Origin of the sequence: Rhizobium sp. Root1334 (assembly GCF_001426665.1) — a bacterium.
In the GTDB taxonomy this organism is placed as follows: domain Bacteria; phylum Pseudomonadota; class Alphaproteobacteria; order Rhizobiales; family Rhizobiaceae; genus Pararhizobium.
In genome coordinates this window covers 56504-69453 of sequence record NZ_LMEY01000030.1, presented here as the reverse complement: position 1 = coordinate 69453, position 12950 = coordinate 56504, and the positions used below count along the sequence as shown (strand labels likewise).

At 60.1% G+C, this 12950-nt stretch carries 10 protein-coding genes; 6 read left to right on the top strand and 4 right to left on the bottom strand.

Annotation, left to right across the window (positions count from 1 at the left end; all coding sequences use genetic code 11):
- Window positions 1–8 precede the first annotated feature (8 nt).
- Complete coding sequence (locus ASD36_RS27575; RefSeq protein ID WP_060505936.1) at window positions 9–1565, bottom strand: VOC family protein; 1557 nt, start codon at window positions 1563–1565, stop codon at window positions 9–11.
- A gap of 119 nt (window positions 1566–1684) precedes the next feature.
- Window positions 1685–2551 carry an SDR family NAD(P)-dependent oxidoreductase gene (locus tag ASD36_RS27570; RefSeq protein WP_060506089.1) on the bottom strand — a complete coding sequence of 289 codons (867 nt, stop codon included), beginning with the start codon at window positions 2549–2551 and terminating at the stop codon, window positions 1685–1687.
- Window positions 2552–2722: 171 nt separating this feature from the next.
- Here ASD36_RS27570 and ASD36_RS27565 point away from each other — a divergent pair, with 171 nt between their 5' ends.
- The 5 genes from ASD36_RS27565 (at window position 2723) to ASD36_RS27545 (ending at window position 9512) form a co-directional block, all read left to right on the top strand.
- Window positions 2723–3478 carry a Crp/Fnr family transcriptional regulator gene (locus ASD36_RS27565; protein WP_060505935.1) on the top strand — a complete coding sequence of 252 codons (756 nt, stop codon included), beginning with the start codon at window positions 2723–2725 and terminating at the stop codon, window positions 3476–3478.
- The gene (locus ASD36_RS31605) at window positions 3453–3989 is read left to right on the top strand and encodes a hypothetical protein (RefSeq protein ID WP_244482322.1); all 537 of its coding nucleotides are present in this window, start codon (window positions 3453–3455) and stop codon (window positions 3987–3989) included. Before ASD36_RS27565 ends, ASD36_RS31605 begins: the two co-directional genes overlap by 26 nt.
- A gap of 287 nt (window positions 3990–4276) precedes the next feature.
- Entirely contained in the window at window positions 4277–5335 is a 1059-nt protein-coding gene (locus tag ASD36_RS27555) for an efflux RND transporter periplasmic adaptor subunit (protein WP_244482320.1), read from the top strand.
- A complete protein-coding gene (locus tag ASD36_RS27550) occupies window positions 5332–6411 on the top strand; it encodes an efflux RND transporter periplasmic adaptor subunit (protein ID WP_060505933.1) in 1080 nt (359 codons plus the stop codon). The genes ASD36_RS27555 and ASD36_RS27550 overlap by 4 nt, the downstream gene beginning before the upstream one ends.
- Window positions 6408–9512 (top strand): efflux RND transporter permease subunit, encoded by a 3105-nt coding sequence (locus ASD36_RS27545; protein WP_060505932.1) that lies wholly within the window; start codon window positions 6408–6410, stop codon window positions 9510–9512. The genes ASD36_RS27550 and ASD36_RS27545 overlap by 4 nt, the downstream gene beginning before the upstream one ends.
- Window positions 9513–9517: 5 nt before the next feature.
- On the opposite strand, the gene ASD36_RS27540 is transcribed toward ASD36_RS27545, so the two are convergent.
- Window positions 9518–10549, bottom strand: a complete 1032-nt coding sequence (locus tag ASD36_RS27540; RefSeq protein WP_060505931.1) for a DUF2793 domain-containing protein — start codon at window positions 10547–10549, stop codon at window positions 9518–9520.
- 142 nt (window positions 10550–10691) lie between these two features.
- Window positions 10692–11468, bottom strand: a complete 777-nt coding sequence (gene cysQ / locus ASD36_RS27535) for a 3'(2'),5'-bisphosphate nucleotidase CysQ (protein ID WP_060506087.1) — start codon at window positions 11466–11468, stop codon at window positions 10692–10694.
- Between the two features lie 229 nt (window positions 11469–11697).
- Between cysQ and ASD36_RS27530 the strand changes: the two genes are divergently transcribed.
- Window positions 11698–12948, top strand: a complete 1251-nt coding sequence (locus ASD36_RS27530; RefSeq protein ID WP_060505930.1) for a sarcosine oxidase subunit beta family protein — start codon at window positions 11698–11700, stop codon at window positions 12946–12948.
- Window positions 12949–12950 lie beyond the last annotated feature (2 nt).

Genomic DNA, 12950 nt, shown 5'->3' with positions numbered 1-12950 from the left:
CGGGGGCGTCAGCCCCCGATCGTTTTCAGCCAATCGCGAACCGCGTCTGCGTCCATCGGACCAATCTCGTGGCCGGCATCCAGGGTGACGGTTGCAAGTGTTGCGCCCGCGTCGCGCAACACGCCCTCCAGCGGTGTGGCATAGCGGGAATAGCCATCGGTCTTTCCCGTTACCAGCAGGATCTCAGTGCCGGATAGATTCACTTCCGGTACTGTTTCCAACGGGTTCATCATGCGCAGCAGCGCCGCTTTGCGGATCAGTCCGGGGTGCAACAGCATGGTAGCGATCAGCATGTTGGCGCCGTTAGAATAGCCGACGAAAACCATCTTGTCGCGATCAAGGCCGTAGCCCGAAACAGCCCCTTCGATCATCGCCACGAAGGCTTCGGCTTCCGAGGCGATGTCCTTCTGATCAAAGGTGAAGGGCGTGATCCGGCGGAAGAACCGGGGGTGTCCTTCCTCGGTGCTGCGGCCGCGCAGGCTGAGAAGCAGCGCGTTCGGCGCGATCTGGCGGCCGAGCGGCAGAAGGCTGGTTTCGTTGGCGCCGCTGCCGTGCAAGAGCACCAATGTCGTGCCATCGGGATCATCCGCCTGGTGCAGGCGGTGAATGAACGGCAGGTCGCGTTCCGTGAAACGTTCCTCGCCGGGCAGGCCGAATTGCGGCAGCATGACGAGGTTGTCCTGCAGATTTCCGCCAAAATGCTCGGGCACGAACAGTTTCGTTCCCAAGGTCTCAAGACTTTCATCCACCGTCATGCCTGGCGTGTCGGTGGCAAATTCGAACAGCGTGCCGCCAGGTTCGCGGACATAGAGCGAATAGAAATACTTGCGGTTATGGGCGTTGATTTCGCCCGCATCTTCCGCCTCAAGCTGCATGCGCAGCTCCTTGACAGCCGCCACGCTTGAGGCGCGGAAGGCGATATGGTCGATGGTGCCGGTGCCGGGGGCCGCCGTCCAGAAGCCGCCGGCATCGCGGACATCGATGATATCGCCGGAATCGGAGACAAGGCGTTGGATCGCGTCCGTTCGGTCCGCTTCGGCATAGCCGAAATGCCGCGTCACGAAAGCGGCTGTGCCATCGGGCGTGGCTGTCAGGATGGTTGCGCCGCGCAGCCGCCGGATCGCGTCTTCCTGCGGAATATCGGCCGTTACATGCGGAGAGGGGCTGGTCACGGCATCGCTGCCGACGAGCTTGACGATGACGCCGTCGGGATCCTTCAGCCGGATGACCGGTTCGCCGAATTCATGTGTCGGGCCAGTTGCCGCCACATTGTACCGAAGCGCCCGTGTCAGCCAGAAGCCGAGGCTTTCCGGCGCAATGACAAAGGCGATCTCGCTCGGCTGGCCATAGCCGACGCGGCCGGGTGCGCCGTCCTCCCAGACGAGAAATGTGACCAGCGATCCCGGCGAACCAGTCTCGTCACCGTAAAGCAGATGAAGTTGTGCTGCGTCCTCAAACCCGGCTGTGCGCTTGACGAGGCGAAGGCCAAGGAATCCTGCATAAAAATCGACATTCGGCTGTACTTTGCGCGTGATCAGGGTGATGTGGTGGATGCCGCTTGTCATATCTTCCAATCCATTGCTTTGGCTGCACAAAAGCAGCAAACAGAGTGCGGTGCCAGCGCTTCTGCGTAAACACATTGTCCACCGAATGGGCGTCCAAAAGGGCACCTATCGCAGCCGTCTTAGCTGATTCCAGGTCTGTCCTTTACAAGGAAGGCCTTGAAGGCGTCAGCATAGTCCGGATGCCAACGCGATAGTGGAGGGCGGTTTTCGATGATATCCCCGGCCGCCCAGAGAATGCGTTTTTCATCGGTGGGGCGCGCCACGTCATTGTCCGGGCAGAGAATGTAGAAATCGCCGCCCTCAAGGCTTTGCATCATGAAGTCGACCGTCTCCTGGGACGTCCAAGCTGCGTCCGGCTTTTCGGTGCGGCCGTTTGCGGTCAGTCCGGTATAGACGAAGCCGGGGATCAGCAGATGGGCAGTGATGTGGCACTCGGGCGTGTTGCGCAGATCGTGCTGGAGCGCTTCGGTGAAGGCTTTGACGCCGGCTTTCGCAACATTGTAGGCGGGGTCGCCAGGCGGAGTGGTGATGCCCTGCTTGGAGCCGGTATTGATGATCAGGCCCGTCTGGCCGTGGGCGATCATGGCGGGAGCAAAGACGCGCGAGCCGTTGATAACGCCCCAGAGATTGACCGCGAAGACCTTTTCCCACGCATCCTGTGCACCCAAAATTGCGCTGCCGGGTTGGATGCCTGCATTGTTCATCAGCACATGTACACGGCCGAAGCGTTCAATGGCTCCGGCTTCCAGCGCCTTGAGAGAGTCGATGCTCGATACGTCCGTCGCGATCGCAATGACACTTCCGGCCCCATGCGGGGAAAGGGCTGCTGCTTCCCGGGCGGCCTTGTCCAGACGCTCACCCGGTAGATCAGCGAGAACAACGTTCATGCCAAGTCCGGCAAAGCGCCTGGCAGCCGCCAGGCCGATCCCGGACGCCGCTCCGGTCACGACGGCAACATGGTGATTGGCAAAGGCTGGATGATTCATCGCTTCCATCTCGTTTTCGAGGGTATGGTCATGGATGGAAAACTAGGCAAGCTGGCGGGATAAGTCCACCATTGCCGTGGGCCGTCCTCTTGCCGGAAGGACAGGCGGCCCTAATTTTTACAGGAATTCACTGCCCTGATTTTCCGTCCGGGCGTTGCGCAGAGGAACCCAATGGCCACATCGAAGACCCGGAACAGCCGGCAGACGCCTTGCGAACAATGTCCTTTGCGGGCGCTTCCGCATTTCCGCGAATTCAAGCCGGATGAACTGGAATTCGTTTCCAACTTCAAGACTGGAGAACTGGCGGTCGACGCGGGAACCACCATCCTGGTGGAAGGGTCGCATAGCGCTCATCTGTTTACGGTTCTGTCCGGTTGGGGTTTTCGCTACAAGATGCTCGATGATGGCCGCCGCCAGATCCTCAACTATATGATGCCGGGAGACCTGATCGGCCTGCAGGGTAGCCTGATGGGCGAAATGCAGCATTCGGTCGAGGCGCTTTCGCCAGTCACTCTGTGCGTTTTCGAGCGTGACAAGCTTGGTGCACTCTACCGCAACTATCCGGATCTTGCCTACGACCTGACCTGGATTGCTGCGCAGGAAGAACGAATCCTCGACGAAAATCTGCTGAGCATCGGCCGGCGGTCAGCGCTCGAACGGGCCGCCTATTTGCTGGCCTTCCTCTATCAACGCGCCAAGGCAAGCAACCTGTTCAAGGGCGAACGTGTTTCCATTCCGATCACGCAGCAGCATGTGGCCGATACACTCGGGCTTTCCATCGTTCACACCAACAAGACGCTGAAGAAGCTCGGCGAGCGCAAGCTCATCCGCTGGGCCGACCGCGGCTGTGATATTCTGGACGACGACGGGCTGATGAAGATTTCGGGCTGGGAGGGGTATCGTGAGCAGCACCGCCCGTTTATCTGAGTGGGGTGTTGCCCAATTGCGTCGGTACGTGTCTTATTTAAATGCCGTGACCGCTTCGTTGTCATACGTGTTGGTTTCAGGGCTTGCGCTCGAATGGTGCAGGCGATTCGCGGACAGGGACTTATCGGTGACGCTCACGGAAATTCCAGTCTCGATCAAGCGTGTATTGGTGCTCGAAGACAACTTCATTATCGCCATGGACGCCGAGGATGTTTTAAAGTCGATCGGCATTGAGCATGTCGACATTGCTGGAAATGTTGCCGAGGCGCAGGCGCTGATCGAGGAGAAGTCTTTCGATTTTGCGCTTCTCGACGTCAATCTGGGTACTCAAACAAGCTTCGACTTCGCCACGATCCTCATCGAGCGGGCCATAGACTTCGGTTTTGTCAGCGGTTACGGCGACGACTTCGTCTTTCCCCCCGAACTGCGCGACATATCCCGCATTACCAAGCCTTTCAACGAGAGCTCCGTGGCTGGTCTTCTCGGCGCGGGACTGGCCAACCGGCGCTAGACCTTTCCCCCCGGCAAGCATTTTCCCGCATAGCCATTCCCCTTGGGTCTCAACCTGCGGTTTTCGCTATGCTTATGTAAAAAATCCGCATAGCCTCCCTACTGCCGTCAATGCAGCGAGGAGCATGCTTGCTCATCTTGTAACGAATGATTTCCGTCGATCCCATCCGCTTGTCATTGGGGTGGGTCGCGTATATTGAGGGGCCACAATAAATGGTTCAGCTTGAATATCGGAATGAGCGGGCGCAGATGAGTGAGAAACGAAAACTCCGCCGATCCGGATGGTGGTTGGCATCGTTCGCAGCCTTGGCCCTGACATCCTGCGAGGGCGAAACGAAACAGCCGGAAGCGGCAAAAATCACTGTCCGGGTGCAGACTGCCGAATTTGCCGATCACCGGCAGACAGTGACGCTGACCGGCGAGGTTGTCGCTCATGTCCAGACCAATCTTTCGTTCCGCGTCAGTGGCCAGATAACGGAATGGCTCGCGGATGTCGGCTCGCATGTCTCCGCCGGCGAGGTTTTGGCGCGCATCGATCCGAGCGAACAGAAGGCCGATGTCGAGGCCGCGGAGGCTGCTGTGAGGGCTGCCGAAGCGCAGGTTCGGCAGGCTTCCGCTGCGTTTGAACGGCAAAAATCGCTGCTGGCGAAGAATTCCACCACGCAGGAAGCCTTTGATCAGGCACAGACCGCTTTGCAGACGGCGCAAGGATCGCTTGAATCTTCGAAAGCGCTGCTCGGCACGTCCCGGGACGCGCTCTCCTATACCGAACTGAAGGCTGATGCGGATGGGATCGTCACGGCACGCAATGCCGAGACGGGTCAGGTGGTTCAGGCCGCGCAAACGATGTTTTCCGTCGCAAGGGATGGTCCCCGCGATGCAATATTCGACGTTTATGAATCGCTGCTGTTCGAAAAGCCCGCGGAGCCGAAAATCCAGCTGGCGCTCGTCAGTGATCCTTCCGTCAAAACTGAGGGAACGATCAGTGAGATCTCGCCGACGATCGATACGGCAACGGGAACCGTTCGCGTCAAGATTGCCATGGACACGACGCCTGATCGCATGACGCTCGGCGCGCCGGTGACCGGATTTGCCAGCTCCAAGCCGTCAAAGCTGGTCGTGCTGCCATGGACATCGCTGTCCTCGCTGGATGGAAAACCGGCCGTCTGGGTGGTCAATGACAAGGACAACACGGTTAGCCGCAAGCCTGTGAAGGTGGCATCTTACGAGACAGGCCGCGTGCTTGTTGCGGAAGGCCTGTCCAACGGGGAGGCCGTGGTGACCGAAGGCGGAAAGATGCTGCGCCCCGGCCAGACCGTCTATGTGATCAAGGAGCGGGCGAAATGAACCGGATATCCCTCGGCCTGCTCGTTGCGCCATGCGCATTTCTAATACTTGCCGGTTGCCAGGAAAAGGAAGAGCAGGCTGAACCGGCAATCCGCCCGGTGCTTTCGCAAATCGTTGTGCTGCAACGGCTGCCTGCTCCCAGCTTCGCGGGCACCGTGCAGCCAAAGGTCCAGACCAACTTCGGCCCTCGCGTGACGGGCCTGCTGGTTGCCCGGGATGTCGATACCGGTGATACCGTGACGCAGGGCCAGCTTCTGGCCGCGCTCGATCCAACAGCGCTTGAGCTTGCCGTCGGGTCGGCCCGTGCCGATCTGGCAAATGCGGAAGCGACGCTTGCCAATGCCGTTTCGGTCGAGCGGCGCACGAGGGCGCTGTTCAAGATCGGTACGGAAACCCAAGCGTCGGTGGAAAGTACCGAACAGGCGAGTGCCGCGGCGGAAGCGTCGGTTGTCCAGTCGCGTGCGGCGCTGCTGAAAGCTGAGGAGCAACTCTCCTATGCACAGGTGAAGGCCGCCTTCGACGGCGTGGTGACCGAGACCGGGGCGGAGGTGGGCCAAGTGGTCGCCGCCGGTGCGGCAGTCGTGACTGTTGCCCGGCCGGATGCCCGGGATGCGGTGGTGGACGTTCCAGACGGCAATGCGCTTTTGCATGTGGGGACGCCATTCCTTGTTTCCCTGCAGATCGATCCAGCGATAACGGTTAGCGGCCTTGTCCGTGAGGTCGCACCGGCAGCAGATCCGGCAACACGCACGCGCCGCGTCAAGATCGCGCTTGAAAATCCACCGGCAGCTTTCCGGCTTGGCACCACGATCACCGCCACGCTCAAAGAAGCTATTGTCGAGCAACTGGTGCTGCCAGCAACCGCCATCCTCGTGCGTGACGGAAAATCCTATGTCTGGGTGGTCGATGAGGGCGGCGTAACGGTCGAGACCCGCGAAGTGGTCACCGGGCCGCAGACGGGCAATGTGGTCGTCATCACCTCCGGCATCGATGCCGGCATGCGTGTGGTAACGGCAGGGGTCCATAGCCTGGAGGACGGCCAGAAGATCAAGATTGAAGACGAGGCGCAGTCATGAAGAAATTCAACCTGTCCGACTGGGCGCTCGATCACGCATCGATGGTCTGGTATTTCATGATCGTCTTCGGCTTGCTTGGTTTCTTCTCCTACCTGAGCCTTGGCCGCGAGGAAGATCCATCCTTTACCATCAAGACCATGACGATCTCGGCGCAATGGCCGGGCGCTTCGGTCGAGGAAACCACCCGCCAGGTGACGGAACGGATCGAGCGCAAGCTCGAGGAACTGGAATCGCTGGACTACACGCGCAGCATCACCACGCCGGGGCAAACACTCGTCTTTGTCAATTTGAAGGACACGACGAAGGCCCGGGATGTTGCGTCGATCTGGGTGACGGTCCGCAACATGATCGGCGATATTCACGGCCAGTTCCCGTCCGGCGTTGTCGGGCCTTCCTTCAACGACCGCTTCGGCGACGTGTTTGGCAACATCTACGCGTTTACCTCAGACGGGCTGACCCAGCGGCAATTGCGCGATTATGTCGAGACTGCGCGCCGCGAAATCCTGACGGTTCCGAATATCGGCAAAGTCGATATCGTCGGGGCGCAGGACGAGGTGATCTATCTCGAATTCTCGACACGGCAACTGGCAGCACTCGGCATCAACCAGAATGATGTCGTTGCCACGCTGCAGGCCCAGAACGCGATTGCGCCTTCAGGCGTCGTACAGGCGAAGGGTGAGCGCGTCAGCGTTCGCGTCAACGGTCAGTTCTCCTCAGAAGACAGCCTGCGCGCCGTCAATCTGCAGGTCAACAACCGTTTCTTCCGCCTCACCGATATTGCTACCGTCACAAGGGGCTATACCGATCCGCCATCGGCGCTGTTCCGCTACAACGGCCAGTCGGCGATCGGCCTTGCCATCGGCATGAAGCAGGGCGCCAATCTTCTGGAATTCGGCGATCACGTCGAGGAAAAGATAAAGCAGGTCGAGGCGGAGCTGCCGGTCGGCGTTGGTGTTCACCTGGTTTCCGATCAGCCGCTGATCGTCGAGGAGGCCGTCTCCGGTTTTACCCGCGGTCTGGCGGAGGCCGTCATCATCGTTCTTCTCGTCAGCTTCGTCAGCCTCGGGGTCCGTGCTGGGCTGGTGGTTGCCTTGTCGATCCCGCTGACGCTGGCCATTACCTTCGTCGTTATGTCCTATTTCGACATTTCGCTGCAGCGGATTTCGCTCGGCGCCCTGATTATCGCGCTCGGTCTCCTCGTCGATGACGCGATGATTGCCGTGGAGATGATGGTGGCGCGGCTGGAGGAGGGCGACTCGCTGCGCAAGGCGGCGACCTATGTCTATACGTCGACGGCGTTTCCGATGCTGACCGGCACGCTGGTCACCGTTGCCAGCTTCATTCCGGTTGGCCTCAACAACAGCGCCGCCGGCGAATTCACCTTCACGCTGTTCGTCGTCATCGCTGTTTCGCTGGTGGTGTCCTGGATCGTCGCGGTGGTATTTGCGCCGCTGCTTGGCGTCACCATCCTGCCGAAAACCATGAAACAGCACCATGAGCAAAAGGGCCGTCTGGCGCGGCTTTTTTCCAGCGTTCTTGGCTGGTGCATGCGCTGGAAATGGACGACGATTGCGCTGACGATAGCCGTCTTCGGCCTGTCGCTGTTCGGCATGACCAAGGTCCAGCAGCAGTTCTTTCCGTCGTCGGACCGGCTTGAGCTCATCGTCGACTGGTCATTGCCACAGAATGCGTCGATTACCGATACCAATGCACAGATGGCGAAGTTCGAGCAGGACAAGCTGGTCGGCAATCCCGATGTCGAGCGCTGGTCCACCTATGTCGGGCAGGGCGCCGTGCGCTTCGTTCTGTCCTTCGATGTCCAGCCGCCGGATACGTCGTTTGGCCAGACGATCATCGTGACGAAGAGCCTTGAGGTTCGTGACAAGCTGCGTGCCGACCTGCAGAAGTACCTGAAGGAAACCTTCGTCGGCACGGATGCCTACGTGAAACTGCTGGATATCGGGCCGCCGGTTGGCCGCCCGGTACAGTACCGGTTGAGCGGCCCGGATATCGGCAAGGTGCGCGAGCATGCACTTGAACTCGGCAGCGTTCTCGGCCGCAATCCGCTGCTTGGCGATGTCGTCTATGACTGGAACGAACCGGCACGTGTCATCAAGGTGGATGTCTTGCAGGACAAGGCGCGCCAACTGGGCGTCACCTCGCAGGATATCGCCTCAGCACTCAACGGCATCGTCGGCGGAACGACCGTGACGCAGGTCCGTGACGATATCTACCTGATCAATGTCGTTGCCCGCGCCAAGGCGTCCGAGCGGCAATCGATCGAGCTGCTGCGCGACCTGCAGCTTCCCGGTGCGAGTGGCAACTCCGTGCCGCTCGCCGCCGTTGCAAGCTTCCGCTACGAGATGGAGCAACCAGTCGTCTGGCGCCGCTCGCGTCTGCCGACGCTCACCGTCAAGGCGGGTATTCTCGATGCGACACAGCCGGCGACGATCGTCGCGCAACTCTCCAAGGAGGTGAACGCGTTCGCGGAAAAACTGCCGCCCGGATACAAGATCGATGTCGGCGGCAGCGTCGAGGAGAGCGGCAAGAGCCAGGCGCCGATTGCCGCCGTCGTGCCCTTGATGCTGTTCGTCATGGCGACGATCCTGATGATCCAGTTGCAGAGTTTTTCACGGCTATTCCTGGTCTTCGCCGTGGCGCCGCTGGCGCTGATCGGGGTCGTCGCCGCCCTGCTATCCAGCAATTCGCCGATGGGTTTCGTCGCCATTCTCGGCATTCTGGCGCTAATCGGCATCCTCATACGAAACTCGGTCATTCTTGTGGTACAGATCGAACATCTGCGCACCGAGGGCGTTGTGCCCTGGCAGGCGGTGCAGGAGGCGACCGAGCACCGGATGCGGCCGATCATGCTGACGGCGGCTGCCGCCAGCCTGGCGCTGATCCCGATTGCCCGGGAAATCTTCTGGGGGCCGATGGCTTACGCCATGATGGGCGGCATCATCGTCGGTACCGTTCTGACACTGCTGTTCCTGCCAGCGCTCTACCTCGCCTGGTTCCGCATCAAGCCGCCGGAAAAGACCGAGGAAGTCACGCTGGAAGGATCGGCGGTCGCGACCACGGATGATGCTGTTCCGGTCTAGGCGTTTTACAGCATCACCACCGTCAGCTCGGTCTTGTCATAGGCAAAATCGAGCGGTGTGGTTCCCGTATGTTCCAGCACCAGCCAGTCGCCGGCGTTGAGGATCGCCATACCGATGGCGCAGTTGCCGTAGGATGAGGCAGCCGCATCGTTGTCGTTGATGCTGGCGACAACCGTCGTGCCGTTGACCTTAACGGTTACGGAAAAGGTGCCCGCCGGATTGGCCTCGACGCCGAGGCAAATGAGATAGGGGCCTGAAACAGGCACGACGAGCCGATTGCCGCTACCCGTGGCGGCGGCGCCGAGGGTGAAGCCGCCCTGATTGATGTTCAGGATGGAAAAGCCGGTTTGCGAACCGGAAGCCGGCATCTGCAGACCGCCGCCGAGCGTGGCACGCGCCAATGGCCGCTGCGGCATGCTGACCTGTCCGTGACCGGTGATCACCAGCGCCGATTTCCAGGTGGATCCATCAGGACTGACTTTGATGGCAAACTCGTCCGATCCGGCAAGCCCCATTTCCGCCCGGCCGGACCAGCCCGACTGGAACAGCAGGCTTGCCGTGTCGAACGCCGCCGCCTTGTTGACCTTCACCTGATGTCCGTTGCCGTTATGGGTCAGCAGTGTGGCAGCGGCTGCGACAGCGAGCCGGTTGGTGCTGTCGGCGGCGGTGTTGATGCCGAGAAACGCGGGCGTGCCGATCGCGTCGAAGGTTGCCCAGTCGGTGCCGTTGTGAATCTTCAGCTTGTCTTCGGCCGTAAACCAGCCGCGCCAGCCATCCTTCGGCGTGATGAAAATCCAGTCGCCATCCTGGCGGAAGGCAAGCTTGCCGCTCTTTCCGGCCCACGCTGCCGTGGGTGATGCCGTGACATTGAAACACGTTCCCTCCTGCGGATCCGAGGGCGGGGTCGAGAGCGAAGCGATGATCGTCAGTTGTGTCAGCGCATCGAGGCGCTGCAGGGCTTCATTATGGGTGACGTGCTTTTGAGCCTGCGACGGCAGGATATAGGGCAGTTCCAGGTTGACGGTTGTTTCGCTCATCGGGTCCGTTCTCCTTTGCGGTGAGGAGAAGGGTAGCCGCTGATGGAATGCAGGGGATGCGGAGGCTGCCGTATCGTTGTTTTAAAAGGGAGATTAAGGCCGCGTATGCCCGCCAATTCCCCACAGGGGCCGCTGGCAGGAGTCAGTCCTTGCCGCGCGAGACAAAATGCGGATTGGCGAAATCGGCGTCGGATGCTTGGTTGCGTTTGCCGTAGGTGAGCGGATTGCCATCCATGGTCACGGTTTCGCCGCCGGCGGCGCGCAGGACGGCGTCACCTGCAGCGGTATCCCATTCCATCGTCCGGCTCAGCCGCGGATAGATATCGGCCAGTCCTTCGGCGAGAAGACAGAATTTCAGCGAAGAGCCGATCGCTTCATAATCGGTGATGCCATGCTCGGTCAGGTAGGAGACGGTTTCCTGGCTATTGTGATGCTTGCTTGCCAGTGCCACCAGCCGGTCACCACGGCTGCGGCAGCCAATGATCGTTGGCGGACCGATATCGTTTTGGCCGGTAACGACGGCCTTTTTAGCCTTGTTGCGGTTGGCTGCATAGAGAATGCCGAGCGCGGGTGCATAGACGACACCGGCAACCGGTTCGCCTTTTTCGATCAGGGCGATGTTGACGGTGAAATCGTCATTGCGGCAGACAAATTCCTTGGTGCCGTCGAGTGGATCAACCAGGAAGAAGGATTTTCCTTCGATATCGGGGACGTGGCCCGCAGCGACGGCCTCCTCGGCCACGACGGGGATATCGGGGAAGGCGGCTGCCAAAATGTCGAGGATGATCTTTTCGGCGCTCTCGTCGGCATCGGTGACGGGGGAACTGTCGGCCTTGTAGCTGACTTCCGGTCCGGCGTGATAGACGTCGAGGATCGCTTTCCCCGCAGCCACCGCCGCTCCTTCCAGAATGTCGAGCATCTGTGCTTCCTGTGCCTTGCAGCCATCCACGGCTATCGTCTCCGAGTTTTTCACGGACGTTGAATTTCAACGTCCGGAACGCGCATCATACATCCGCATTCCTTACCGGTCTTTTCAAGATTCGCGCGTGAAATTTTGCCGACTGTGCCGCATTTGGCACTGTGTCTTTTGCGCTGGTGCGGTAGAGCTGCGATTGCACTGCAACAGGATGGGTGGAACTGGGACTGGCATGCGTTATTCGGCATTCTCCATCGTTAAGAACGCGCTGACGGGCAACGTCAACTGGAAGCCGGCCTGGCGCCAGCCGGAACCGAAGCCATACTATGACGTGATCATCGTTGGCGGTGGCGGCCATGGGCTGGCGACAGCCTATTATCTCGCGAAAGAATTCGGCCTCAAGAACATCGCGGTGCTGGAAAAGGGTTATCTCGGCTCTGGCAATGTCGGCCGCAACACCACCATCGTGCGCTCCAACTACATGCTGCCCGGCAACGAGCCGTTCTACGAGTTTTCGATGAAGCTCTGGGAAGGTATGGAGCAGGACCTCAACTACAACGCCATGCTGTCACAGCGCGGCATCATCAACCTCTACCACAATGACGGCCAGCGCGATGCCTATATCCGCCGCGGCAATGCCATGTGGATGGAGGGTGTTCCGGCCGAGTTGCTCGACCGCGCCGCCTTGAAGAAAATGTTGCCCTTCCTGAATTTCGATCATGCCCGCTTTCCGATCATGGGTGGTCTGTTACAGAAGCGCGGCGGCACGGCGCGTCATGATGCCGTGGCCTGGGGTTATGCCCGCGCCGCCGATCGTCTTGGTGTCGATCTCATCCAGAATTGCGAAGTCACTGGCATCCGCCGCGACAACGGCGTCGTCACCGGCGTCGAGACATCCAGAGGTTTCATCGGTTGCGGCAAGCTCGGGCTGGCGGCAGCCGGCAACACCTCGCGCGTCGGAGAGATGGCCGACCTGAAGCTGCCGATCGAAAGCCACGTCCTTCAGGCCTTTGTTACTGAAGGACTGAAACCTGCTATCAATCATGTTATCACCTATGGCGCCGGGCATTTCTACATTTCCCAGTCGGACAAGGGCGGCCTTGTTTTCGGCGCCGAGATCGACGGTTATAATTCCTATGCCCAGCGCGGCAATCTGGCGACGGTCGAGCACGTGATGGAAGAAGGGGTGACGATGATCCCCGGCCTGTCGCGGGTGCGTGTGCTCCGCTCCTGGAGCGGCGTCATGGACATGAGCATGGACGGCTCGCCGATCATCAGCCACACGCCCATCGACAATCTCTATCTGAACTGTGGCTGGTGCTACGGCGGCTTCAAGGCGACGCCGGCATCCGGATGGTGTTTTGCGCATCTGATCGCCAAGAACGAAACCCATCCCGTCGCCCGCTTTCTGCGCCTCGATCGCTTCGAACGCGGCTATCCCATCGATGAACACGGCGCTGGTCCACAGCCCAACCTGCATTGAGA

Coding starts and splice junctions, on each gene's coding strand:
- ASD36_RS27575 (WP_060505936.1), bottom strand. CDS start 1,565: ATGACAAGCGGCATCCACCACATCACCCTGATCACGCGCAAAGTACAG.
- ASD36_RS27570 (WP_060506089.1), bottom strand. CDS start 2,551: ATGAATCATCCAGCCTTTGCCAATCACCATGTTGCCGTCGTGACCGGA.
- ASD36_RS27565 (WP_060505935.1), top strand. CDS start 2,723: ATGGCCACATCGAAGACCCGGAACAGCCGGCAGACGCCTTGCGAACAA.
- ASD36_RS27550 (WP_060505933.1), top strand. CDS start 5,332: ATGAACCGGATATCCCTCGGCCTGCTCGTTGCGCCATGCGCATTTCTA.
- ASD36_RS27545 (WP_060505932.1), top strand. CDS start 6,408: ATGAAGAAATTCAACCTGTCCGACTGGGCGCTCGATCACGCATCGATG.
- ASD36_RS27540 (WP_060505931.1), bottom strand. CDS start 10,549: ATGAGCGAAACAACCGTCAACCTGGAACTGCCCTATATCCTGCCGTCG.
- cysQ (WP_060506087.1), bottom strand. CDS start 11,468: ATGCTCGACATTCTGGAAGGAGCGGCGGTGGCTGCGGGGAAAGCGATC.
- ASD36_RS27530 (WP_060505930.1), top strand. CDS start 11,698: ATGCGTTATTCGGCATTCTCCATCGTTAAGAACGCGCTGACGGGCAAC.